Source organism: Hydrogenophaga sp. UC242_53, from assembly GCF_042696965.1.
Classification (GTDB): Bacteria; Pseudomonadota; Gammaproteobacteria; order Burkholderiales; family Burkholderiaceae_C; genus Hydrogenophaga.
Genome location: NZ_CP170552.1, coordinates 131,751 through 154,980, shown reverse-complemented (window position 1 = coordinate 154,980; position 23,230 = coordinate 131,751). Strand labels below are relative to the sequence as shown.

The window sequence follows — 23,230 nt, the reverse complement described above, 5'->3', positions numbered from 1 at the left end:
CATCACTCCTGGAAGGCGTAATCGGGCGTGCCGTCAGGCAACGAGAAGGGCACCACACGCACGCGGCTGCCGATGGCGGGTGGCTCGGCGTCAAACAGCAGCCGTCCGAACGCGCGTACACCAGGTTCGAAGTCGACCATCGCCAAGCCGTAGGGTGGCTTGTCCTTGCCTGCATGAACGATGGTGAAGCTGTAGAGGGAGCCAGTCGGCCCGAGGTCGATTTCCTCAGCCTGCTGACCGTTGTGAACGAACTCGATCGGTGGGAATTGGGGCGGCTGCCCGGCAACACGTGTGGCTATCAGCACCATGCCGTCAGCGGTTTCACGGAAGTGGGATTCCGTTCGCTTGATGATGTTCAAAAGTATCTCCTGTTCACGCAGCGCTTGCTACGACGACAGGCAGTATGGGGATTCAAGTCCTTACGGTCATTGCAGTTCTGTTTGGAAAACTTTAGCCAGGCTAAAACGCGAAAACCCTCGCAGCGCTGCTAAAGAATTCCCAGCCAAACTGAAATGACGACAGGTGGATGGAAATGCATACTGAAGCGATGAAAGAACAAATTCGCGTTCCCGTCACCATGATGCGCGGTGGCACCAGCAAGGCCGTTTTTCTCGCACAGCGGGACGTGCCCACCGATCCCCAGGCGCGCCAGCGATTCCTTCTGGCTTTGTTTGGCAGCCCAGATGTGCGACAGATCGATGGGCTCGGCGGCGCCGACATCCTGACGAGCAAATGCGCCATCATTGGACCCCCTTCGCGCTCGGACGCTGACATCGACTACACCTTCGTGCAGATCGGAATCGATCAGCCGACCGTGAGCTTCGAGATAGTCTGCGGCAACATTTCATCGGCTACCGGGGTGTACGCGTTGCAGGAGCGGTTGGTTCCTGTGCAAGAGCCTTTCACCACCGTTCGCGTGCACAACACCAACACCGGGAAGATTCTCCGGATGGTGGTGCAGTGTGCGGACGGCGAGCCGCGCGTGGAAGGCGAAAGCGAAGTGGACGGAGTCCCAGGAACAGGTGCAGAGGTAGCGCTGGACTACTCAGACACCAGCGGAGCCACCTCAGGCAAGCTGTTGCCCACCGGCCAGGCACGCGATTGGGTGCACGTGTCCAAGCTCGGCCGCGACATCCCCGTCTCAATCGTTGACGTTGGCACTGCGTGTGTGTTCGTCCGTGCTGCAGATCTTGGCATCACGGGCAAAGAACTGCCTGGGGAACTCAGCCCTGACATCTACGAGATGGCCGAGGAGGTGAGGCGATGGGCCGCTGACCGTTGCGGCCTGCCCCCGGAAGGCATTCTCACGCCTTACCAGGTCCTGATTGGCGAAGCGCAAGACTACCGAACCATCGCAAACCGCGTCGTGGGGTCGTCTGAGATCGACTTCGTCGCGCGCATGGTTCTCAATGGTGGGGCCATGCACAAGGCCTTCCCGGGTGGTGGCTCCGTATGCCTTTCTGTTGCGGCGCAGATCGCGGGGACTATCCCGGCTGAGGCGCGGGGCAACCATGCGGGACCTGCGTCCATTCGCATTGCGCATCCCAGTGGAGTGATCAAGATTTTTTCGAACGTGGAACACGCGGCTGATGGCACATGGAAGGTGCGCGAAGTGCACTTCACTCGCACGGCCAGAAGGTTGTTTGACGGAACTGCCTATGTGCGACAGAAACTGCTCGAAGCCACCTGATTCGCCTAGCCGCCGGAACTGATAAGAGAAACACCTTGATGCGGAGCGACACCGCGACGAAAGCCATGCTATGAATACACAAGACCTTTTCTCGTTGAAGGGCCGAACGGCGTTGGTAACGGGTGGTTCACGAGGAATTGGCCGCATGATCGCAGAAGGGTTTCTGGCTCAAGGTGCGCGGGTTTACATCAGCGCACGCAAGGCCGAAGCATGCGACCTGGCAGCACGGGAGTTGTCCAAGAGTGGTCACTGCGTCTCGCTTCCATACGACGTGTCCACGCTCGCAGGTTGCCAAGAATTGGCAGCGGCCTACGCTCAGCACGAGCCCACGATGGACATCCTGGTCAACAACGCTGGTGCTTCCTGGGGAGAAGACTTCGATGCCTTCCCCGAAGGGGGTTGGGACAAGGTGATGAATTTGAATCTGAAAACCCCCTTCTTCTTGACCAAGGCGCTTTCGGAGCCACTGCGCACCGCTGCCAAAACTCGCGTGGGCAAAGTCATCAACATCGCTTCGACCGACGGCATCGGACTCAATCCGCAGGAAAACTACTCATACGTCGCGAGTAAGGCAGGCTTGATTCACCTCACGCGGCGGATGGCGCTGCGTCTAGCCAAGGACAACATCGCGGTTAGCGCGATCGCGCCCGGTGCGTTTCCATCCGAGATGAACCGCAATGCGCGCGACCATGGGGAAGAGCTGTCCGAGCACATTCCGGCCAAGCGCATCGGCACGATAGAAGACATCGCAGGTGCAGCGATATTTTTGGCTTCGCGCGCTGGCGACTACGTAATGGGGGCCACCGTGGTGGTGGATGGCGGCGTAACGCAAGCACGCGCCTACAGGTGAGCACGCCGACACGGCTTCACCCACGCCAACTGCAGAAAGCGCAAACGCAATCGGAATGCAGTCTTCAAGCCACCGCCTGCAGTCGATCGTTGATGTAGGTTGCAGGGGGCTTTCCGAACGCCTTCTTGAACATCGTAATGAAGGCAGATGTTGATTCGTAGCCAAGGCTATAGGCCACTTGCTGTACGGTCGCGCCACCAGACAGCTCACGCAGCGCCACAATCATGTGCAGTTGGCGGCGCCATCTGCCAAAGCTCAGGCCGGTTAGAGATGTACAAAGTCGGTTCAGCGTGCGCTCGCTCATCCCCAGCTCGCAAGCCCAGTCTTTCTGGGTACGTCGGTCAGAAGGGTCTCGCATCATGGCGCGAGACACCTTTCGGAGCCTCGCGTCTTTAGGCATGGGTAGGAAGAGCTCTTCTGCGGGCATCGCACAGAGTTGGTCCAGCAGGACGCTGGCGAGTCGATCAGTCGGCCCACCAGGCTCGTACATAGTCGGTTGCACTGCCATGTACTGGATCATCTCGCTCAACATTGGGCTGATGCTCAGTGTGCAACAACGGGTGGGCAGTGGTGCGGCACCGGGAGCTACAAACAGATAGAAGATCACTGCGTTCGCCGTGCTGTGATTGCTGTGCGACATCCCGCCTGGAATCCACACACCCGCCTGCGGTGGAACCATCCACAAAGCACCAGGCACATCGCAAGAAACAGCCCCGCGCAGCGCCATGACAAGTTGGCCAGAGCGGTGTTCATGTATCGGGACTTCGCGCTCACGCGCCTCCACATCGACACGAAGGGCCAGGACGGGCACGGCTGGCTCGTAGTCGAGCTCAAAGCTTGAGCCTGACGGCGTTCGATCTCTGGCGGTCACACAGGATGGCTGAAAAGAGAAACTATTTGACTGAGTATGCAATTTTAGCCTTTCATCGCCACGACTAGCATCACTACATGCAAATGATTCGCAACAAGGATGGCGCCACACCGACGCCATCGTGGTCACTCGAACGGCTGATAGCGCCGGTTCGATTTTCCAGACAGGAGTGGCAGTTTTCTCTCAAGAGTTTTGCGGCCGCCATGCTTGCGCTGTACCTATCAAGCCGCTTCGGTCTTCCACGACCATTCTGGGCCGTGATGACTGCGTACATAGTTGCCCATCCAATCGCAGGCAACGTGCGCTCTAAAGCGCTTTACCGGCTCCTGGGGACTTTTCTAGGGTGCGCCGCCACTGTGATGCTCATTCCCTCACTGTCTGGATCACCAGAGATCTTGTCGTTGGCCATGTCCTTGTGGGTGGGGCTGTGCCTATACCTCTCTTTGCTGGACAGAAGTGCACGCTCCTACTTGCTCATGCTAGCTGGCTACTCGGCTGCTCTGATTGGTTTTCCCCTTGTAGAGGCCCCCGCCGCGATGTTCGACACTGCCATCACGCGAGTCACCGAGATCGCATTGGGAATCTCTTGCGCCTGCCTGATCCACGGAAGTGCGCTTCCGGTCAGCCTAGCACCATCAATCCTTGGCGTGATGGACCGAGCGTTGAGTGATGCTCGTCAATGGCTGCACGATCTATTTCTTACAAAGCCCGTCAAGGCAACTCAAAAGCGTACTTTGGCAGATCGTCAGCAACTGGCACTGGACATCACACAGTTGCGTCTGTTGTCCACGCATGTGCCTTTTGACTCCACGAACCTACGGTGGACGGGGAGTTCTATCGACGCCTTGCAGGACCGCATAGCTGCGCTTATGCCAACACTGTCAGCCGTAGAAGATCGCTTGGAGGCTATGGACGCCGCAGGAGGCCTTCCGGACGACATCACCTCGGCCTTCGCCCTGCACACTGAGTGGCTAGACCCTGATGCGCCCCGAGCGTCAATAGACGAGGCACGCGCCGCCTTTGCAGCAGTAGCAGACGGTCCAGCGCCCACTCCCTGGATTCGCGCGCTGCGCATCGACCTGGCAACCCGCATGGGCGATTTAGTAACCGATTGGCATGCTTGCACCGAACTGCGACGTAGCATCGACGAAGGCATTGCCGGCAACGTTGCACCAAAACATCGGACAAAAGCAATGCGTCGCCGTGTGTTGCATCTGGATAGAGGACTCGCCATGCGCTCGGCGATTGCTGCAGTTCTGTCCACCGTTATGTCGTGTGCTCTCTGGATCGCTACTGGCTGGCCCTCAGGATCGGCCATCGCCATGAGCGCTGCGGTCTTCTGCAGCTTCTTTGCCACCATGGACGACCCTGTGCCAGCGATGCACAAGTTCATCGTCGCACTTCTTTGGTCATTGCCCGTTTCCGCCTTCTGTGTATTGGGGGTCATGCCGCTGGCCCGTGACTTCGGCATGCTGGTGCTGTGCATCGCACCTCTTTTCCTGGTGATCGGGTGCTACATGGCGCGCCCGGCTAGTTCCTTGAACGCCCTAGGCATGTTTTTCGGCGTTGCTGGGACCCTCGCCCTCCAAGATACAGCCACCGCCGATTTGGTGAGCTTCATCAGTACCAACCTGGCCTTGTTTGTAGGTGCAGCGATCGCGGCACGCGTCACCGCGCTTATGCGTAGCGTCGGCCCCGATTGGACTGCCGAGCGCATAAGACGATCGACTTGGAAGGATCTTGCCAAGCTGGCTTCTCATCCCCATGACACATCCTCCCGTGATGCATACGCCGGTCGAATGTTGGACAGAATTTCCCTACTCGCACCGCGCTTGGCCCCCCATGGCCCTGAGGCAATCGAGGTTGCCGCAGTCCACGCGTTGCGCGAGCTGCGCATGGGAGCGGACATCGTCGCGCTTCAACTTCATCGTGAGCGACTTCCAGTAGAGCCGACCAGCCGCCTTTTAAGGGAGTTAGCTCTCATGCTGCAAACACAGGCTGCTGGCGCGCCATCTCGGGTTGAGTCGTTGCTGCCGCAAGTTGACCGGCTGCTCCTGAACGCCGTAACCGAAAAAGCTGACCGGCCCGTGATCGCGGCACTCGTAGGCCTTAGACGCAACCTCTTTCCGTCGGCGCCCGCCACTCTTCCACCATGACCGAAGTAAATTTTTTCGGCCTGCAGCTGCCGTCTCTTTTGCTGCTGGCGGGATGTGCGCTGGTGTGCACATGGCTAATTCGCCGCCCTCTGGCAAGCCTTGGCGCTTACCGATGGATATGGCATCCCGCGCTGTTTGACCTTGCACTCTACATCCTCGTTCTTTATATCTTGGCGTGGTTCCCCGGCGCCAGCACTTAGCTTCAAACCCGCGCTTGCGCCACCGCCTATGAAACCTGACACCCCTACCCTCTCTTTGCGCAGCTCCCTTCCTCCCCTTCCCGTCATCCGTGTGCTTGTCACGCTTCTCACAGTGATGGCCTCCGTCTGGGCAGGCTATAAGCTATGGGACCACTATGAGCGCGCCCCGTGGACTCGCAATGGCCGTGTGCGCGCCGACGTGGTGCAAGTTGCACCCGATGTTTCTGGCATCGTCAAAGTAGTTGCAGTGCACGACAACCAGCCTGTCGCTGCCGGCACTTTGCTGTTTTCTGTAGACAGCGCCCGTTTCGAACTGGCACTCCACCAAGCCGAAGCCGATGCTGTCGTACGGCGTATCGCGATCAAGAATCAGCGCCTTGCTCTTGCCCAAGCACAACGTGAGTGCAGTCGCCTGTCCAAACTAAGCGATGGGAGTGCGCCGGACCACCGAGAACAGCTAAGCCTAAAGGTCGTTAACGCGCAAGGCGCACTCCAGTTGGCCGAAGCCGCCCTCCGGCAGGCCGAAATTGCCGTGGACAGGGCCAGGCTGAACCTGCAACGCACAGAGGTTCGCGCGCCCACTGCCGGTCTAGTGACAAACCTGGACCTGCATCAAGGAGCCTACGCAAGTGCTGCGCACCCAGCGCTGGCTTTAGTTGATACCGAATCAATCTACGTCGAAGGCTATTTCGAAGAGCACAAGCTGGCCCGAATCCAACCAGGAGACAGGGTACGCGTCACCCCCATGGGGGCACCTGCGCTTTCGGGAGCCGTTGAGAGCATCGCCGCCGGCATCGGTGACCGGGACCGCAGCACCAGCAGCAACCTGCTAACAAGCGTCAATCCCACCTTTAGCTGGGTCCGCCTTGCACAACGCGTTCCCGTTAGAGTGAGGCTCGATGAGATCCCCTCTAACAGGCGCCTGGTTTCAGGACAAACGGCCACCGTGGAGGTTCTTGAGCCTTACAGAGTTCAGCGTACGGCACACCAGTCAAACGAAGACCCGATTTGAAAGCCTTACACCAGCTCCGGGCCACAGACACGAGAGCTCCAGCCTTGCAAGTACTAGCTGACTAAGAAGTCGTCAAAGCTCGCTCTGCTCTGGAACCTTCAACATGTCTTTGGCCGAGGCGACCATCATCTCGCGTGGCACCTCGACCCCATTCTTCACAGCTATGACTTCTGCCATGATGCTCACTGCGATCTCAGAGGGCGTCTTACTTCCAACGAAGATACCAACGGGCGCCCGCAACCTCCCCAGGTTGCTCAGCGCAACATCAAAATGCTCGTGCATCCGTTGCCGACGGATTTCTGTGTTTCGGCGACTCCCGATCGCACCGACATAAAGCGCCTCCGAGTTGATGGCCTCAAGCAGAGCGAGGTCGTCCAGTTTGGGGTCGTGAGTGAGTGCGATGACGACGCTACGACGATCTGGTCTGAAAGACACTACCTCGTCATCAGGCATGCCTTTCACCAAGGTCACCCCCGGTACGGACCAAGACTCGGTGTACTCAACCCTTGGGTCACAAACCGTCACAGAGAACCCACAGAAGGCCGCCATAGTCGCCAAGTACTCCGTCAGTTGCCCAGCTCCTATCAGCAACATTCGATATTCCGGGCCAAAGGTGCTGGTCACGAAATCATTCGTGCAGACTAGCTCGTCCGGATTCTCCGCTTGTGTGAGAAGCACGTCACCGTCAAGGACGCTCACACGGCGATGCATGAGTCCTCCCCGCCCCAGCTCATCCACCAATCGTTCAAGAGGTTCAAGCTGGGGATTGGGCTCAATCATCAGTTTTATGGTTCCGCCGCAAGGCAGGCCAAACCTGTGAGCCTCATCGCTGGACACACCGTAGGTCAGAATCAAAGGTCCTCCTGACTCTGAACAGAGGCTTGCGCCGTGGTTAGGGGCCGTGGCTTTCACGATCAGGTCATCCTCGATACATCCACCGCTGACAGAACCAACCACGTTGCCATCATCACGCAACGCGAGCACCGAACCTACGGGTCGAGGCGATGACCCCCAGGTTCCCACAACCGTGACGAGCCAAGCGGACTTGTTGTCGCGGCGCCAGTCTCTCAATGAACGTAAAACCAACAGGTCAAGGTTGTCCATCGTTGCTCTTCTTCCAAGTAGTAGAAATGCAGGGTGAAGTCCACTGCCACCCTCCAAACTTGGTGGGGGCGACTATGCGGAAACTCTGCGTTCGAGCACCGTATGACCATCCCGCACTTGCTACCAAGTGGTCAGGTCGTGGCGGGCTGATGGTGCAGGATGTTTTTAAGAATTTCATTGAACGCCGCAGGACGCTCGTACTGCACCCAATGTCCTGCCTGTGCGACAAGCGCCAACTGCTGCATTCGTGGCGCATGCGCTAGCGCGTTGCCAATGAGCTCGAGGCGACCACGGTATACGACGTCTTCAGCTCCCCAGATACCAGCGACCGGACATTGAATCTCAGGGAGAAGCCGCAGCAGCGCGTCTCCAAATATCAGACGCCGTGCAGTCATGCGATCTCTCACAACGTTGTCTGCGTGCAGTGTTACGGCGAGTTCGTCAATCGCACGAGCTTGAGAAAGCATCAAAGCGCCAAGGTTGTGCCTATGCACGTTGCGCCTCGCCTCTCCAGGTTCCGCCGTATGCCAAGGCCTCAGGTCGATATGGGGATGCGGCGCCCTACTCAATGCCGGAGCTCCAACGAGTACCAGCTGCGCCAGGCGAGCGGGGTCGCGAGCGGCTAGAAATCCTGCTACCAATGCTCCAAAGGAGAAGCCGACGACATCGATTGGGTTATCCCCGAACACATGGGGAAGGCTGAGCGACAAACAGTCAGCAACAGCGTCGGCGTCATTGCCATTCAACGGCGTAGCTGACTCACCGAAACCCGGGAGATCTGGTGCCCATACGCAGCGACCTTGAGACGACAGCGCAGCAATATTTCGTACCCAATGCGTCCAGCTGCCTGACCCTCCATGAAGAAGTAGCACTGGTCGTCCTTCACCCCAACTCCGCCAAACAATGCGCCCCCCACCACATTCTGTGTAGTGGCGACGAGCAGCCTTGTCCAGCTCGTCCATGGCATCGATTGAGTCAACGCGTAGAGGAAGAGAAGCTGCTGACAGCATTTCGGACCTCGCCTATTGGCCAGCCAAGAAGCAGGCCGACTTACTGAAGACAGCTCTCCAACCCTCACCGGGTTCATTGTCCTCATGCAGCTGAGCTTCGCCTGAATGACCGATGTCGTTCATTCCTTTTGTCATCATTCCGTTTTACCCAGAGTAAGTGCATGAGTAGCACGAACTGCCACTTCGCACAGATCAAAGTCTGTCCGTCATCGCAATGCGCGTCCATCCATCTTTTCTCCGGATCGTTTAGAAAAATTTGTGCGCTGACGCCCGAGATGTCGCACGGCCCGATCTCAGTTCGCAATAGCCGTCGCAAGTAGAAGCGAAGGTGGAGGCTCACTCCGATCAAGCTCCCTGACTCGGGCGAGCCAATCGCTGGGAGCTGCGGATGTTTCGGCGCGTGGCGACCCGGATGCCTTCAGGATTGACGCGACCCGAGCTGGGCGCGCAGTCGCTGCACGAGCTCTTCCGTGGGCATGACGTCGGCATACTTGCTTGCCATGTCGAACAAGTTCACGGCATGCGATGTCTGCGAGCGGTCGTAAACGGCGTCCTGCGGGACCACGACCTTGAAGTTGAGTGCACAAGCATCCACTACGGTCGCACGCACGCAACCGCTAGTGGTGCAACCTGTGACCACGAGCGTATCGATGTCTTGAGCAATAAGGTAGCTTGTAAGCGCCGTTCCATGGAAGGCGCTGGCCTGGAACTTTGGAATCTTGATGTCCCCGGGCAGGGGCTGAACTTCAGCGACGAAATCGTATCCTCGCTCAGGCACGTCCATCACCCCTGGCACCTTCGCTTCGAACTGACCACGGTTGTGCTCCCCTTTGGGCGCCACATAGGGATAGAGCACTGGCGCACGCAGATCCCTGAACACCTTAAGCAGTTGGGCGATGTGAGGTACGGCGCGCCAGCCGTACTCACCGCAGCTTGTGGACATGTGATCGATGGCTTGCTGGATCGGCATCGGAGCGTCGCCCATGGAACGGTACTGGACGTCGATGACGAGCAGCGCCGGTCGCAGGCCAATACCGCTGGGCGTGCCCCAGCCGGCTTGACGATAGATGGCTTGCTCTTCTTCAGGAATGATGCCGTCCCATGGACGGGGCGAACTATTGGTGCTATCCGTCATAGGGTTAGATCTCCACCGTGGTCGCGTCGTACGTGATGAGCCATTCATAGCGCTCACGTACAGCATCCGGCGACCATTCCTTTTGAATGTATTGGCGCGCTGTGTCGATCTTTTCGAGTTCCGGGCTATGGAAGATGCCGAGCATCGCAAGCGAACTCGCCTTCGTCTTGTTCGTGCGCTCAACGCGAGCGGCGTCGTAGCGCTTCAGTGCCGCTTCGATATCGTCAGGCGACGCCTCCAGACAGCGCGCAAGGACGTATGCATCCTCAATGGTCATGTTGACGCCCATGCCCAGGTAGGGCGTCATCGAATGGCAGGCGTCGCCCACCAGAGTGACCCGGTCCTTGGACCAGGTGTCGAGCGGGTCGCGCACGAACAGACCCCATCGGAAGAGGTTTTCCGATTCGATGAAGAGGTCCAGGATGTCCTGGTGCCAGCCGTCGAAGTCCTTCAGCGCGTCGGAAAGCTCACCGCGCTCAGACCAAGACTCGGTCTGCCAGTCCGGGCTGTCCACTTGCGCGGAAAAGCTGACGAACTGCTCGCCGTTGCGCTGAACAGGATAGGTCGTCACGTGCGCCGTCGGGCCGATCCACGTGGACGCCAGCGGTTGACGGTGCTGTGGCTTGAGCTTGCTCATGGGAGCGAGACCGCGCCATGCATTCGCGCCCGTGTAGCGGGCCGGTGCGGGGCCAAAGAGTGACTGGCGCACACGGGAATGTGCACCGTCGCAGCCCACAACCACGTCGCCTTCGACGGCTCCGCCTCCGTCGAGCAGCAGACGCGCACGGCCGTTGACGGTTTCCGCGCCGATAGAGCGGACACCGAAGTGCACTGCATCGGATTTGAGCCGAATCACGTTCTCATACAGCACACGCTGAAGTTCTGCTTGTTGTCTTCCACTGAAAACTGACCCACTTAGAGCTGCAATTTCCATTGAAAGCTGACCCACGTAAGAACCCTATCCTGCTGCTTTTGGCAGCAGGAGATTTCAGGAGTGATAGACGTGGCGACTTTGAGTGTCATAAGACGCTGGGCACTGCGCGAGCAGATGTCCATCCGCGAGATCTCCAGGCGTACAGGCCTGGCTCGCAACACCGTTAAGAAGTACCTGCGGGCGGGCGATGAAGAGCCCCGTTACGCCAAGCGTGCGAGCTCCAGCAAGCTCGATCCCTACGCAGACAAACTTTCAACCTGGCTATCGATCGAGGCCACAAAGTCGCGCAAACAGCGGCGCACTTTGCTGCAGCTCCACACACTCAAAGATCTGGTTCAGACTGAAGTCCGACATTCACCGTTCGCGCTCGAATGGCTGCTACGGCCAACGACGGACGTCCTTGGCTTCTCACACTGTTGTCCAACAGGGTGCGCCGGTCCGGTTAAGTTCGGTTCATCGCTCGATGGGAACGATTACCGCAGAAACGGGAGGCAGGAGAAGACATGACCGTAGATGAGGACGATCGGAAGCGCATGTGCTTCACGTGCGCCTGAGAGGTTTACCTTGCTCAGAAGATCGAGAAGGACGGGCAGCCGAGCGCGTGCTCGTACTGAGGGCAGACGCTGCCGTGTATTCCGGGTGATGAACTGGCAGACCACATCGAAACCGCGTCTGCCGATCACTATGTGCGCACATCCGGTCAACCCGATTTTTGGCAGGAACGAGCGATGGCTGATCGGGAGTCGACCTACGTATGGGGGCGCGAAGGCCATCTGGTTCTTGAGACCATCGAAGATGGCTGCTTCGATCCCCAACGACGCTGCGGCAGATGTTCTTGAGATTCTCGACAACGGACACAGCGACTTTGAGCGCCTTTTGACACTTGCTGTCGCCACATCTATCACTCCCGACACATTGCGGGGCGACCAGCGCCGCCCCGCAATGAGTTCTTAGCGACGCACTAAGGTTCCATCTGGTGCACGGCTATATCGAGACAACATCTCGTCCCACATCTTTCGCGCTTGGCCAGGGTGCCAGAAGTGCGGAACGTAGTCGGTGACCTGCCAACGGTACTCAGCAAGGCCGTCGCTCCAGATTTCTGTACGGTTGCGACCGTCAACCTGAAGGGTGAAAGGACCCATGTTTCGGTTGACCGTCTCCCGCCAGAAGTTGCGCGCAGCTGTCTCGCCAGCCGTTCCGCCAGGGAAGCTGGTAGGAGGTTCATCCCCACCGCGACATTGCCATACCGGCAAGGGCACGTTGGTCTTAACGATGGCATTTTGATAGTTGGCTGCGCTCAAGTGGCCCGAGTAGCAAGGTGCTATCGCAGCGAAGAGCTCAGGGAACTGGACGGCGATGCGGTTTGTCAGTGCAGTGCCCATCGACGAGCCGTTGAGATACAAGCGAGTATCGTCCACTGCATATGTCGCCCTGATATGAGCTAGAAGGTCCAAGAAGAAGCGCACGTCACGCGTATCCGGGTCCATCGACGTACTCCAGGTTGCTCCAATGCCCTGTGGATAAACCACAATGAAACCATTGTCGTCAGCCACCTTGTTCCAATCCGTAATGAGGGATTGATACCGCGCAGACCCGTTTCGGCCATGGAAGGAAAACAGGACAGGGACCCGCCGCCCGCCCGCAACCAGCGCGTCGTAATTAGCAGGCACGTATGTCAAGAAGCGCCGGGGGCCATTGGTGAAATCTCTTGTGGTTTTCGAGCAGCTTCATGGAAGCAATTGACTCGTTGCGGTGGAGTGTCCCGTTGGTCCCCGTGTGATCCGGGAAACGGATCGTTCGGTCGAACATCTCTGTCCATATCTGCTCGCTCACCGCCTTGGACTCACCTCTTACGCCGGCGCGGAGGGTAGAAACCTTTACGGCTTGTACTTCGTTGCTCGGGTGAGCGTACGTAACTGTGTCCAGCGCCGGAGTGGAGTCCGTACCAGTGACACCCGATGCGCCATTTGCGTTGCTCCAGTAAGCAACTTGCTTGATCTCGTTCAAACTAAGCGGGGCACTGTTTGTACGGACTATCCATGCGGCCATAGCTGACACAGGGCGTTGATCTGCGGGAAGTTCAAAGGTCGGTGCAGGCGCGACGTCTCCAACGCCGGCAACCGCGCCAGCAAGTTCTGGTGCGACGATAGCAAGTTGATGAGCGTAGGCCGCGCCGGAGCCGATGCCGGTCAAGTACATCTGTGCGTTCGACGCCAGTGAGAACCTCGTCTTCATGGCGGAGGAAGCAGCATTGATGAAAGCCAACTCGTCAGCTGACCCGACGTTCCAGGTTCTGTCGACAGCGTTGGGAAAGAGAACAATGAATCCGTGCGTATCGGCAACCTCACTCCAGCGCGTGCGATCGGCGTTCATCTGGCCGTCTTGTCCGTTGTCGTGCAGAGATATCACGATGCGTACGCCTCGCGCGTCGTACTCTCGCAGCTCCGCAATGTTTGCTGGCGCATACATGAAGAAGCTGCGTTCCACGCCATTCACTGTCACGGTCGCTCGTTCGAGTGTCACGGGACTGGCTGGAATTTCAGGTTGAACCACAACAGGGGGAGGGTCGCTAGCGGGGGGCGCTGAGTCACCACCTCCTCCGCAAGCTGTGAGTGCTGCTGCAAAAGCTAGCGTGGCGGGGCCGGCCATTCGTTGCAAGCGTTTCGAGTTCATCTTCTTCATCGTTGTCTCCAATTTGTTTTACTAGCGGCGCTGCACGCGCTAGTCGGCGAGGCCCGTAGGTGGACGCGACGGCTTTGCGTGCATCGGCACGCCGATGGGCAGTTCAGGGTGGTATGGAACCTTCAAGTTGCGATGTCTTTGCGACTCCTTTTTCGATCAAAGGAACGCTATGGTCGCGAATCAGTTCCCGTTTGAACAATGCTGTTTTTGTTGAATTTGATGCTTTGAAAGCTGGGACTAGCTTCGCACCGGTACTTCGCTAAACAGCCGCTCAACAGCGCTTACGAGCACTTTGGCGAAGTCTCGTGAAAGCGGCCAAATATCTACTCTCAGTTCAGCTTCAGTGCGTCCCAGAATGCCTCAGCATTGCCAGGCAAATCTTGGCGGGTTCGATAGATTCGAACCTCTAAAGGTATCGTCCATTCTTGGGTTCCCGCGAGCACAAGCGCACCATCACGGAGATCGTCCTCTATGGTGCTTCGTGGAAGCCACGCCAACCCTGCTCCGGCCATCGCCATCTTTCGAAGCTCGGAGGCGACACTTACTGTCCCTACGACTGAGCAGCTTGCTGTCTCCATCTGACTTCCAAGAACAGCCGCTTGTATTCGACCGAATCCCGAGTCGACTGCGTAGGCGAGAACTTCCACAGGTTGCCTCGCGCCAACTAGCGCGAATACAGGTAGACCATCGCCCGTGGGAGTGCTCACTGGGAGCAGCTCATCGTGGCCCACGAGAGCGGACTTGAATGCTTCGCCATGAAGAGTGCCACGCACTTTTGGATGAGAGTGGCTAATGACAAACTGCGCTACGCCGTGCTCCAACATTGACTCGCAATGCGATAGGACATCCGCAATCCTGAGCATAGGAGACAGCGATGCAGTTCCAAGGCCGTGCAGCCAGTTAGGTAAAAAGTTTAGGAAAAGTGCGTGCGTGCAAGCTATGCGCAAGACGGTGTCGCCCTCGCTAAGATTGCTTCTCGCTTCCTCGGACATCCGAGCTGCGCGATAGACAAGATCTCGTGCCGCACCGACGAATCTTTGCCCTGCGGGCGTAAGTTTCGGCGGATGTTCACTGCGCTCTACCAGATCCGCGCCAACCCATTCCTCAAGCTTGCGAATTCTTCGAGTGAACAATGCAGCAGAGACACTCCGTTCTTTGGCTGCAAGCGAGAGATCGCCCGTAGATGCCAAGGCTAGAAAATCGTCAAGCCAGATGAAGTTCATGGTCGTCCTTCAATCTACGCAAAAGGCGCGGTCCTGGATCACCCACTACAGGCCCCGCGCGATTTGCAACCAATGGTTGGCGGCGTCACCGCATCGACAGCTTCAAGCTCCGCAGCCCCTCTTGCAAGACGCTACAACTTTCAATGCAATGCTGCGCTTGATAACAGCAACCTGCATTCTGTCGGCTATTGGCGTGAAACGTTGGCGTCCGCCACGGTCAACGCGGTCATGTTGACGATGCGTCGCACGGTGGCGCTGGCGGTGAGGATGTGCACCGGCTTGTCGGCGCCCAGCAGCACCGGCCCGACCGCGATGTTGCCGCCCGCCGCGGTCTTGAGCAGGTTGTAGGCGATGTTGGCGGCATCGATGTTGGGCAGCACCAGCAGGTTGGCGGGGCCCTTCAGCGTGGAGTTGGGCATCAAGGTGTGGCGCGCGTTGGGGTCCAGTGCCACATCTCCGTGCATTTCGCCGTCGGCCTCCAGCCAGGGCGCCTGCTCGCGCAGCAGCGCCAGCGTGCGGCGCATCTTGATGGCGCTGGGTTCGTCGCTGGAGCCGAAGTTGGAGTGAGACAGCAGGGCCGCCTTGGGTTGCAGGCCGAAGCGCAGCATTTCCTCGGCCGCCATCACCGTGATCTCGCACAGCTCTTCGGGCGTGGGGTCGTAGTTGACGTGTGTGTCGACCAGGAACACCTGGCGGCCGGGCAGCATGAGGCCGTTCATGCAGGCGTAGATGCGCACGTCCTGGGCGGTGCTGGGGCTGCCGCCCTCGCGCTTGCCGATCACCTGGTCGATGTACTTCAGGTGGTGCTGGGTGGAGCCCCAGGTGCCGCAGATCAGGCCGTCCACCTCGCCCTTGTGCAGCAGCATGGCGCCGATCAGCGTGAGGCGCCGGCGCATCTCGATCTTGGCGAGCTGCTGGGTCACGCCCTTGCGCTCGGTCATGCGGTGGTAGGTCTGCCAGAAGTCGCGGTAGCGGTCGTCCTGCTCGACGTTGACGACGTCGTAGTCCAGTTCCTCGCGCAGGCGCAGGCCGAACTTCTCGATGCGCTGGGCGATGATGGCCGGGCGGCCGATCAGCGTGGGACGGGCCAGGCCTTCGTCCACCACGATCTGGCAGGCGCGCAGCACCCGTTCTTCTTCGCCTTCGGCGTAGGCCACGCGCTTGCGGGCCGCGGCCTTCGCCGCCGAGAAGATCGGCTTCATGATGGTGCCCGAGGCGAACACGAAGCTCTGCAGCTTCTCGCGGTAGGCCGCCATGTCGGGCACCGGCCGCTGGGCCACGCCGCTGTCGACCGCGGCCTGCGCCACGGCCGGCGCGATCTTCATCATCAGGCGCGGGTCGAACGGCTTGGGGATCAGGTACTCGGGACCGAAGGCCAGCTTCTCGCCGGCATAGGCCGCCGCGACCACCTCGCTCTGCTCGGCCTGCGCCAGCTCGGCAATGGCGTGCACCGCGGCGATCTCCATCTCATCGGTGATGGTGGAGGCGCCCGCGTCGAGCGCGCCGCGGAAGATGTAGGGGAAGCACAGGACGTTGTTGACCTGGTTCGGGTAGTCGGTGCGGCCCGTGGCCATGATGACGTCGTTGCGCACCGCGTGCGCGTCCTCGGGTGCGATCTCGGGGTTCGGGTTCGCCAGCGCGAAGATCACCGGCTTGGCCGCCATCGACGCCACCATCTCGGGCTTGAGCACGCCGCCGGCCGAGAGGCCGAGGAACACATCGGCGCCGACGATCACTTCGGCGAGCTTGCGCTTGTCGGTCTTCTGCATGTACTGGCGCTTGTCGTCGTCCATGAGTTCCTCTCGGCCCTCATAGACCACCCCGGCCAGGTCGGTGACGAACACGTTCTCGCGCTTGAGCCCGACCTTGAGCAGCAGGTTCAGGCAGGCCAGCGCCGCCGCGCCCGCGCCCGAGGTCACCAGCTTGACCTGACCGATGTCCTTGCCCGCGACCTTCAGGCCGTTGAGCATCGCCGCCGCCACCGTGATGGCGGTGCCGTGCTGATCGTCGTGGAACACGGGGATGTTCATGCGCTTGCGCAGTTCGCGCTCGACATAGAAGCAGTCCGGCGCCTTGATGTCTTCCAGGTTGATCGCACCGAAGGTCGGCTCCAGGGCCGCGATCACCTCGACCAGCTTGACCGGGTCCTTCTCGTTGATCTCGATGTCGAACACATCGACGCCGGCGAACTTCTTGAAAAGCACGCCCTTGCCTTCCATCACCGGCTTGGCCGCCAGAGGGCCAATGTCGCCCAGGCCGAGCACGGCCGTGCCGTTGGTGATGACCGCCACCAGGTTGCCGCGGGCGGTGTACTTGTAGGCGTTGACCGGGTTGGCCACGATTTCTTCGCAGGGGGCGGCCACGCCGGGCGAGTAGGCCAGGGCGAGATCGCGCTGGTTGGTGAGCTGCTTGGTGGCCGCGATCGACACCTTGCCGGGGATCGGGAACTCGTGATATTCCAGGGCGGCGCGACGCAGCTCGGCGCGCTGCAAGTCGGAGGTCGAGAGATCGGACATTTACTGCACATTCTTAAGATACAAAAGCCCGGTGCCACAGGCGCCGGGCTTGCGAAGCCCATCCTCAAAATTGATGGATGGGCCGCGAGCAAAAAAGGCTTCTCAGTCAGCGTACTCGCCGGCCTCCTGAATGACCTTTGCCCAGCGTGCCATTTCTTTCTCAACGAACTTACGATGCCCTGCAGGCGACAGTCGATCATCGCTGATCAAAGTGAGGCCTAGCGCTTCCTGTCGCTGAATCAGCTGCGGATCCTTCAGCGCTGCGCGCAGCGCGGAGTTAAGTTTCGTGACCACTGCGGGAGGCGTTCCCTTAGGCGCATACATGCCGTGCCAAACCTGCACGTCGAAGCCCTTGAGGCCCGATTCGTCTAGCGTGGGTGTGTCCTTCAGCGCGGGGATTGACAAGCGCTGCTTGCTGGTCACTCCGTACACCTTCACACGTTTGCTTTCGATCTGCGGCACTGCGTTCGTAGCCTGTTCACACATCAAGTCGACGGTACCAGCCATAAGATCCGTCATTGCCGGACCCGTACCCTTGTAAGCGATGGTGGTCAATTTTTGATTCAGAGCGTTTTGCAGCATCAGGCCGCACAGGTGCGAGGCAGAACCAAGCCCGGCATGTGCCAGGTTCACCTTGCTCCCATTGTCCTTAAGCCATCCGCGCAACTCGTTGAAACTGCTGGGCGCCAGTGCGCTCTTAGCAATCACTACTGAAGGAGCCTCGTTCACAAGGCCGAGCATCTCGAAATCCTCCGGAACTTTGTAGCTCAGCTTGCGGTACAGTGCTGGCGCCGTAGCCATACCAATGTGGTGCACCAAAAGCGTGTAGCCGTCAGGCGCAGAACGAGCGACCTTGGAGGAGCCGATAGTTCCTCCCGCTCCTCCTGCGTTTTCCACCACAACGGTCACGCCGAGGGGACCGCGCAGGGCCTCCGCCAAGTCTCGTGCAATCTTGTCGCTCGGGCCGCCTGCGGCGAATGGCACCACCAGAGTGATGGGCTTGTCAGGATAGTCTGCGAGTGCAGCGGTACCGGTAGCCACCATTGTGGTCGCCAGCAGGGATTTGAGAATCATCTTCATGTTTGTCTCCGTCTTGAGTGAATTTTTGACGCGGTGCTTAGAGTGCTGCGTCATGCTTCGCGGCAGCCCACGCCCACCTTGCTACCTCCTGTGAGGTCGAAGAAGGTCGTGGTCTCCAACGTTTCTGAGAACCAGGCCTCAATGCCGGCTCGGCGCGTGCCCTGGTACTCGGGTTTCCCCTCGGAATCCAGCCGCATGCTCAAGTCGTGGCCGGGAATAAGGACCGTGTCTGGATGAGCGCGCCAATAGCGCCAGATCGTCTCAATGCTGCGTGCGCTCTGCTCGGCATCAAGAGTCATCGCAACGTCTTGAGATAGCAGCTCGGCGCGGTTCTTCGCGGCATCACCCGTGAACAGCAGATATTGAGGATGAGCAGAGAAGTGGTAGGCGAGATGGCCCGGCGTGTGACCGGGTACCTCTATCGCTTCGAAATGGCCCAAAAAGGTCTGTCCACCTTTAAGACGTTGGACTCGGTCAAGCGAAGCGAGCTCGCGCACATGCAGCTCCGCCAGGGGATTGAAGCCTGGTTTCTGCGTTACTGCCCACTCCAGCTCCTTCTCGCCAATCCAGACCGTAGCCTCCGGAAATAGCGTGAAGTTGCAGGCGTGGTCGTGGTGCGTATGCGTCAAGACGACATCGGTGACGTCAGAGGGCGAAACACGCAACGCCGCGAGTTGCTTGCCGATTTCGGGGCGAGTGGCGTAGCCGCCTGTATCCACCAGGATCGAACGGCCTTCACCGCGTAAGAGCGTGACGGTGCTCCAGCCAAGCCCGCCGTGACAAACGGAACGACCAGGGTACCCCTGAACGAGTACGTGCACTTCGTACATCACTCGGCCTTGATCTGTGCATCGTTCACGAGCTTGCGGTAAAACTCCAGCTCGCTAGAAATTAACGACTTGAACTGTGAGGGCGTACTGGTAACCAGTTCGTTGCCACCCTCTGTCTTCAGCGCCTTGATCACCTCCGGTGCCTTCACGGCCTTCTCAACTTCTGCGTTCAGACGCTCGATGATGTGCGAGGGCGTTTTAGCAGGGGCAAGCAGGCCGATGAACTGCGTGATGTCGTAGTCCTTGTAGCCCAGCTCCTTCATGGTGGGCACTTTGGGAAAAGATCCCGCGCGGGTTCCGCCTGAAACGGCCAGCGGACGAAGCTTGTCTCCTTGGACGTGCGGCACTGCAGTCATCACCGTATCCCAGGTAAATGACAGCTGACCACCAAGTAAGTCGGCCAACGCGGGGGCGGTCCCCTTGTAAGGAACGTGATTGAGCTTTGCGCCCAACCGAAGAGCTAGCAGTTCGCCGGCCAAGTGGCCGCCGCCGCCAATACCGGACGAACCGTATGTGAGCTCGCCGGGCTTGGCCTGTGCGGCCGCAGCCAAGTCCGACAAGCTGCGCACTGGAGACGCAGACGGCACGACGAGCACGTACTGGTACGTCAGGATCTGGCTGATCGGCTCAAAGTCCTTCAAGCTGTCGTAGGGCACCTTCTTGTATAAAACCGGATTGACGACAAGCGGACTGCTAGGCGACACCAACAGTGTGTAGCCGTCAGGCGCGGCCTGGCGCACTGCCTCAAGGCCAAGAGTGCCATTGGCTCCAGAGCGGTTTTCTACGACAACGGGGGTCTTGAGGCCTTCGGCCAGCTGTTTGGCTATAAGGCGGGCCGTCAGGTCCGCGTTACCACCAGCAGCGAACGGCACGATTACTTTGATCGGGCGGTTACCGGGCCATGCCTGTGCTGTGGCGCCAGTCGCCAACGCCATAGCGGCGCACAAAAGAACGATCTGTCTCATTGTTGGTCCTTATCAAGTCCATTGCTCCATCCGGACAAGGCCCGGACGACATCTTCTTTGGCACAGGCCCGCGCACGGTCGCAAGCCGTCTGGCCCTGCTGGTTCTTTATTGCAGGGTCGGCGCCAGAATCAAGCAGCGCCAAGACCACTTCCAGCTGCCCCATGTATGCCGCCCCATGGAGAGGCGTGTTCCCCAGAAAAGTGCAAGCTTTGGGATCCGCGCCCCTCGCAACCAGCAGCCGAACAACGGCGCCATGTCCCGCCTTGGCTGCAAGGTGCAGCGCGGTATGGCCGTCATCCGAAAGTTGATTCGGGTCCTCGCCGGCCGCGAGAAGTTGCTCGCACTCAGCCAACGCACCATGTGCGGCGGCTTGATGCAAAACACCGCCGTGCGCGGCCGGAGAGTCACTCATGCGGAGAGCTCGCGCATGACTTTGTAGAGGTCCGCTTTCCCCTCAAAACCGATACCAGGCAAGTCGGGCAGCGTGACGTGGCTGTTCTCAACCTTGACGTTGTCGGGGAAACCACCGAAAGGCTGGAACAGGTCGGGATAGGACTCGTTGCCACCCAGGCCCAGGCCGGCGGCGATGTTGAGCGACATCTGGTGGCCGCCGTGCGGGATGCAGCGGCTGGCCGACCAGCCGTGTTCCTTCAACATATCCAGGGTCTTGAGGTACTCGACCAGGCCATAGCTCAGCGCGCAGTCGAACTGCAGCCAGTCGCGGTCGGGACGCATGCCACCGTAGCGGATCAGGTTGCGCGCGTCCTGCATGGAGAACAGGTCTTCCCCCGCTGGCGATCGGGTTTTTGTAGAAATTGCGCAGGGCGGCCTGCAGTTCGAAGTCCAGTGGGTCACCCGGCTCTTCGTACCAGAACAGGTCGTACTGGGAGAGCGCCTTGGCGTAGGCGATCGCGGTCTCCAAGTCGAAGCGGCCATTGGCATCGACGCACAGCTTCTGCCCGTCCTGCAGCACTTCCATGATGGAGTCGATACGGCGCAGGTCTTCGTCGAGCGATGCGCCGCCAATCTTTTTCTTCACCACCGTGTAACCGCGGTCGATGTAGCTGCGCATCTCATCCTGCAGCTTCTTGTGGTCTTGGCCGGGGTAGTAGTAGCCACCAGCGGCGTAAACGAATATCTTGCGATTGGGTTTGCCGTCGCCGTAGCGGTCGGCCAGCAGCTGGAAGAGCGGTTTGCCTTCGATCTTGGCGACCGCGTCCCACACCGCCATGTCGATGGTGCCGATGGCCACCGAGCGCTCGCCGTGACCGCCGGGCTTCTCGTTGGTGAACATGCAGTTCCAGATCTTGTGCGGGTCGAGGTTGGTGCCTGCGTCGTCGACCAGCGAAGCGGGGTCAGCTTCCAGCACACGCGGGATGAAGCGCTCGCGCATCAGCTTGCCCTGACCATAGCGGCCATTGGAGTTGAACCCGTAGCCCACCACTGGCTTTCCGTCGCGGATCACATCGGTGATGACTGCGACCAGGCTCAGGGTCATCTTGCTAAAGTCGATGTACGCGTTGCGAATCGGTGAACTGATGGGGAGGGTTTTTTCTCGAATCTCGACGATCTTCATTGGTGGCTCCTGCTTTAAAACAGGCCTATGATCCGCGCGGCGGAGGCGTTTGACCAATGCTGCTTTTCTTGTTTTTGATGCTTTGAAAGCACCGTCATGACGATGAACCTTTCCTGGGTCGACGACTTCAATGCACTGGCCGCCACCGGCAACTTTTCGCGCGCTGCGGAAGAGCGACACATGACCCAGCCGGCGTTTAGCCGTCGCATCCGCGCGTTGGAAGAATGGTTGGGCGCGGAGCTCTTCGACCGAAGCTCTCAGCCGGCCCGAGTCACCGAGGTTGGTGAATGGTTTCGCGTAGCCGCACAGGGCCTGCAAGCGCAGGTCGCCGGCATGCCTGGCGAGGCTCGCGCTGTTGCTGAGGCTACGTCTTCGACACTTCGGTTTGCCTCGACACACGCTTTGTCATTCACCTTTTTGCCGCACTGGCTTCGGACGCTGGAGGCGCACGCCAGCATGGGGCCAATTCAGCTGGTGTCGGATGTGCAGCAGAAATGCGTCGGCTTACTGGCGCAGAGCGAGGTGCATTTCATGCTGGCACACGCTCATAGCGGCGTGCGCGGCGAGCTGGACGAGGCAAACTTCCTCAGTCTGTTGGTTGGGACGGATCAACTTGTTCCAGTATCAGCGCCGGACGAGCGCGGAGCTCCGCTACACAAATTAGACGGTGGAAACGCCAAAGCCAGCGTCCATCTCCTAGGCTACAGCCAAGTATCGGGTTTGGGACGCATCTTGAGAACGTTAAGGGGCCCTGCCATCGAGCGGCTTCACCATCAATACGTTCTGACCGCGCATCTCGCCTCAGTGCTTCGCACAATGGCGCTTGACGGCCGCGGATTGGCCTGGTTGCCAAAGCTGCTAGTTCGCGACGACTTGGAACGCGGAGGACTCGTCGTTGCAGCTTCGAGCGAATGGCATGTCGATCTAGAAGTTCGCCTCTATCGAAATCGCGCCAATGCCGGAGTGGCGCGCGAGGCATTCTGGGCAGCAGCGCAGGCTAGCGTAGGTGAAGGCTCACTGAAGTAAGACGCGAATCCCGACTTGATGAGCGCGTGAGTAGCGCACCAGGCTCGACCCAGTGAGTTCGTAGCGCGTGCTTCTCGGCTCTTCATGTAAGAGGACAGAAGCAGCTGAAGCTTTGGCAAACGGCCGCATCGCGCATCAGTATGCATCACGCCACCTAGTCCATGGGGCCATGCCTTCGGCACTCACCTTTTCGAGTCGCTGCCCCAACTTGACTTTGGCTCGGTCGCCCCCGCAGCCCCTCCTCAAGCGGCATTCCGGACTTCTTCGGATGCCGGGCCGAGTGACCGCATAGGGTTGGTTAACGTCAGTACTTCAGCTGCCGGAGAACGTCGGCAACCGCTGCAAAGCTGCCGCCCAGTGAGTTCGGCT

Annotated in this window: 20 protein-coding genes and 2 pseudogenes; 7 read left to right on the top strand and 15 right to left on the bottom strand. The window is 59.4% G+C overall.

What is annotated here, in order from left to right:
• Nucleotides 1–2 precede the first annotated feature (2 nt).
• Complete coding sequence (locus tag ACFJI0_RS00795) at nucleotides 3–359, bottom strand: Zn-ribbon domain-containing OB-fold protein (RefSeq protein ID WP_382323095.1); 357 nt, start codon at nucleotides 357–359, stop codon at nucleotides 3–5.
• A 188-nt stretch (nucleotides 360–547) separates the two neighbouring features.
• On the opposite strand from ACFJI0_RS00795, the gene ACFJI0_RS00790 reads away from it, so the two are divergent.
• Entirely contained in the window at nucleotides 548–1,690 is a 1,143-nt protein-coding gene (locus ACFJI0_RS00790) for a PrpF domain-containing protein (RefSeq protein WP_382323094.1), read from the top strand.
• A 70-nt stretch (nucleotides 1,691–1,760) separates the two neighbouring features.
• Nucleotides 1,761–2,540, top strand: coding sequence for an SDR family oxidoreductase (locus ACFJI0_RS00785; protein ID WP_382323093.1), 780 nt, complete (start codon nucleotides 1,761–1,763; stop codon nucleotides 2,538–2,540).
• A 64-nt stretch (nucleotides 2,541–2,604) separates the two neighbouring features.
• On the opposite strand, the gene ACFJI0_RS00780 is transcribed toward ACFJI0_RS00785, so the two are convergent.
• Nucleotides 2,605–3,351, bottom strand: a complete 747-nt coding sequence (locus ACFJI0_RS00780) for an AraC family transcriptional regulator (protein WP_382323092.1) — start codon at nucleotides 3,349–3,351, stop codon at nucleotides 2,605–2,607.
• 137 nt (nucleotides 3,352–3,488) lie between these two features.
• Between ACFJI0_RS00780 and ACFJI0_RS00775 the strand changes: the two genes are divergently transcribed.
• Genes ACFJI0_RS00775 through ACFJI0_RS00765 form a run of 3 tightly spaced genes read left to right on the top strand, consistent with a single transcriptional unit; the run spans nucleotide 3,489 to nucleotide 6,779 of the window.
• Nucleotides 3,489–5,567 (top strand): FUSC family protein, encoded by a 2,079-nt coding sequence (locus tag ACFJI0_RS00775; protein ID WP_382323091.1) that lies wholly within the window; start codon nucleotides 3,489–3,491, stop codon nucleotides 5,565–5,567.
• Nucleotides 5,564–5,767, top strand: a complete 204-nt coding sequence (locus tag ACFJI0_RS00770; RefSeq protein WP_382323090.1) for a DUF1656 domain-containing protein — start codon at nucleotides 5,564–5,566, stop codon at nucleotides 5,765–5,767. The genes ACFJI0_RS00775 and ACFJI0_RS00770 overlap by 4 nt, the downstream gene beginning before the upstream one ends.
• A 28-nt stretch (nucleotides 5,768–5,795) precedes the next feature.
• Nucleotides 5,796–6,779, top strand: a complete 984-nt coding sequence (locus ACFJI0_RS00765; RefSeq protein WP_382323089.1) for an efflux RND transporter periplasmic adaptor subunit — start codon at nucleotides 5,796–5,798, stop codon at nucleotides 6,777–6,779.
• A gap of 72 nt (nucleotides 6,780–6,851) precedes the next feature.
• On the opposite strand, the gene ACFJI0_RS00760 is transcribed toward ACFJI0_RS00765, so the two are convergent.
• From ACFJI0_RS00760 to ACFJI0_RS00745, 4 genes are all read right to left on the bottom strand, one after another.
• Nucleotides 6,852–7,883: an XdhC family protein gene (locus tag ACFJI0_RS00760; protein ID WP_382323088.1), complete on the bottom strand. Its 1,032-nt coding sequence runs from the start codon at nucleotides 7,881–7,883 to the stop codon at nucleotides 6,852–6,854.
• Between the two features lie 131 nt (nucleotides 7,884–8,014).
• Nucleotides 8,015–8,845: an alpha/beta fold hydrolase gene (locus ACFJI0_RS00755; RefSeq protein WP_382323087.1), complete on the bottom strand. Its 831-nt coding sequence runs from the start codon at nucleotides 8,843–8,845 to the stop codon at nucleotides 8,015–8,017.
• Between the two features lie 466 nt (nucleotides 8,846–9,311).
• Nucleotides 9,312–10,028, bottom strand: coding sequence for an isochorismatase family protein (locus ACFJI0_RS00750; protein ID WP_382323086.1), 717 nt, complete (start codon nucleotides 10,026–10,028; stop codon nucleotides 9,312–9,314).
• Between the two features lie 4 nt (nucleotides 10,029–10,032).
• A complete protein-coding gene (locus ACFJI0_RS00745; RefSeq protein ID WP_382325857.1) occupies nucleotides 10,033–10,962 on the bottom strand; it encodes an FAD-dependent monooxygenase in 930 nt (309 codons plus the stop codon).
• Nucleotides 10,963–11,022: 60 nt separating this feature from the next.
• Here ACFJI0_RS00745 and ACFJI0_RS00740 point away from each other — a divergent pair.
• A pseudogene (locus ACFJI0_RS00740) lies at nucleotides 11,023–11,280 on the top strand (IS21 family transposase); the annotation flags it as partial.
• A 632-nt stretch (nucleotides 11,281–11,912) separates the two neighbouring features.
• Here the strand turns inward: ACFJI0_RS00740 and ACFJI0_RS00735 are convergent.
• The 9 genes and pseudogenes from ACFJI0_RS00735 to ACFJI0_RS00695 all read right to left on the bottom strand — a co-directional run bounded on the left by ACFJI0_RS00735 (nucleotide 11,913) and on the right by ACFJI0_RS00695 (nucleotide 21,835).
• A complete protein-coding gene (locus tag ACFJI0_RS00735; RefSeq protein ID WP_382325855.1) occupies nucleotides 11,913–12,632 on the bottom strand; it encodes an alpha/beta hydrolase family esterase in 720 nt (239 codons plus the stop codon).
• On the bottom strand, nucleotides 12,622–13,485 hold the full coding sequence (locus ACFJI0_RS00730; RefSeq protein WP_382323085.1) for an alpha/beta hydrolase family esterase: 864 nt from the start codon (nucleotides 13,483–13,485) through the stop codon (nucleotides 12,622–12,624). Before ACFJI0_RS00730 ends, ACFJI0_RS00735 begins: the two co-directional genes overlap by 11 nt.
• Nucleotides 13,486–13,973: 488 nt before the next feature.
• Nucleotides 13,974–14,867 (bottom strand): LysR substrate-binding domain-containing protein, encoded by an 894-nt coding sequence (locus tag ACFJI0_RS00725; RefSeq protein WP_382323084.1) that lies wholly within the window; start codon nucleotides 14,865–14,867, stop codon nucleotides 13,974–13,976.
• Nucleotides 14,868–15,052: 185 nt separating this feature from the next.
• On the bottom strand, nucleotides 15,053–17,383 hold the full coding sequence (locus tag ACFJI0_RS00720) for an NADP-dependent malic enzyme (RefSeq protein ID WP_382323083.1): 2,331 nt from the start codon (nucleotides 17,381–17,383) through the stop codon (nucleotides 15,053–15,055).
• Between the two features lie 102 nt (nucleotides 17,384–17,485).
• The gene (locus ACFJI0_RS00715) at nucleotides 17,486–18,463 is read right to left on the bottom strand and encodes a tripartite tricarboxylate transporter substrate-binding protein (protein WP_382323082.1); all 978 of its coding nucleotides are present in this window, start codon (nucleotides 18,461–18,463) and stop codon (nucleotides 17,486–17,488) included.
• A 50-nt stretch (nucleotides 18,464–18,513) separates the two neighbouring features.
• A complete protein-coding gene (locus ACFJI0_RS00710; RefSeq protein ID WP_382323081.1) occupies nucleotides 18,514–19,293 on the bottom strand; it encodes an MBL fold metallo-hydrolase in 780 nt (259 codons plus the stop codon).
• A complete protein-coding gene (locus tag ACFJI0_RS00705; RefSeq protein ID WP_382323080.1) occupies nucleotides 19,293–20,258 on the bottom strand; it encodes a Bug family tripartite tricarboxylate transporter substrate binding protein in 966 nt (321 codons plus the stop codon). Before ACFJI0_RS00705 ends, ACFJI0_RS00710 begins: the two co-directional genes overlap by 1 nt.
• On the bottom strand, nucleotides 20,255–20,671 hold the full coding sequence (locus ACFJI0_RS00700; RefSeq protein ID WP_382323079.1) for an ankyrin repeat domain-containing protein: 417 nt from the start codon (nucleotides 20,669–20,671) through the stop codon (nucleotides 20,255–20,257). The genes ACFJI0_RS00705 and ACFJI0_RS00700 overlap by 4 nt, the downstream gene beginning before the upstream one ends.
• A pseudogene (locus ACFJI0_RS00695) lies at nucleotides 20,668–21,835 on the bottom strand (mandelate racemase/muconate lactonizing enzyme family protein). Before ACFJI0_RS00695 ends, ACFJI0_RS00700 begins: the two are co-directional and overlap by 4 nt.
• Nucleotides 21,836–21,931: 96 nt before the next feature.
• Here ACFJI0_RS00695 and ACFJI0_RS00690 point away from each other — a divergent pair.
• Nucleotides 21,932–22,861 carry a LysR family transcriptional regulator gene (locus ACFJI0_RS00690; protein ID WP_382323078.1) on the top strand — a complete coding sequence of 310 codons (930 nt, stop codon included), beginning with the start codon at nucleotides 21,932–21,934 and terminating at the stop codon, nucleotides 22,859–22,861.
• Nucleotides 22,862–23,230 lie beyond the last annotated feature (369 nt).

Coding starts and splice junctions, on each gene's coding strand:
- ACFJI0_RS00790 (WP_382323094.1), top strand. CDS start 548: ATGAAAGAACAAATTCGCGTTCCCGTCACCATGATGCGCGGTGGCACC.
- ACFJI0_RS00785 (WP_382323093.1), top strand. CDS start 1,761: ATGAATACACAAGACCTTTTCTCGTTGAAGGGCCGAACGGCGTTGGTA.
- ACFJI0_RS00775 (WP_382323091.1), top strand. CDS start 3,489: ATGCAAATGATTCGCAACAAGGATGGCGCCACACCGACGCCATCGTGG.
- ACFJI0_RS00770 (WP_382323090.1), top strand. CDS start 5,564: ATGACCGAAGTAAATTTTTTCGGCCTGCAGCTGCCGTCTCTTTTGCTG.
- ACFJI0_RS00765 (WP_382323089.1), top strand. CDS start 5,796: ATGAAACCTGACACCCCTACCCTCTCTTTGCGCAGCTCCCTTCCTCCC.
- ACFJI0_RS00760 (WP_382323088.1), bottom strand. CDS start 7,883: ATGGACAACCTTGACCTGTTGGTTTTACGTTCATTGAGAGACTGGCGC.
- ACFJI0_RS00755 (WP_382323087.1), bottom strand. CDS start 8,845: ATGGACGAGCTGGACAAGGCTGCTCGTCGCCACTACACAGAATGTGGT.
- ACFJI0_RS00750 (WP_382323086.1), bottom strand. CDS start 10,028: ATGACGGATAGCACCAATAGTTCGCCCCGTCCATGGGACGGCATCATT.
- ACFJI0_RS00745 (WP_382325857.1), bottom strand. CDS start 10,962: ATGGAAATTGCAGCTCTAAGTGGGTCAGTTTTCAGTGGAAGACAACAA.
- ACFJI0_RS00725 (WP_382323084.1), bottom strand. CDS start 14,867: ATGAACTTCATCTGGCTTGACGATTTTCTAGCCTTGGCATCTACGGGC.
- ACFJI0_RS00720 (WP_382323083.1), bottom strand. CDS start 17,383: ATGTCCGATCTCTCGACCTCCGACTTGCAGCGCGCCGAGCTGCGTCGC.
- ACFJI0_RS00715 (WP_382323082.1), bottom strand. CDS start 18,463: ATGAAGATGATTCTCAAATCCCTGCTGGCGACCACAATGGTGGCTACC.
- ACFJI0_RS00710 (WP_382323081.1), bottom strand. CDS start 19,293: ATGTACGAAGTGCACGTACTCGTTCAGGGGTACCCTGGTCGTTCCGTT.
- ACFJI0_RS00705 (WP_382323080.1), bottom strand. CDS start 20,258: ATGAGACAGATCGTTCTTTTGTGCGCCGCTATGGCGTTGGCGACTGGC.
- ACFJI0_RS00700 (WP_382323079.1), bottom strand. CDS start 20,671: ATGAGTGACTCTCCGGCCGCGCACGGCGGTGTTTTGCATCAAGCCGCC.
- ACFJI0_RS00690 (WP_382323078.1), top strand. CDS start 21,932: ATGACGATGAACCTTTCCTGGGTCGACGACTTCAATGCACTGGCCGCC.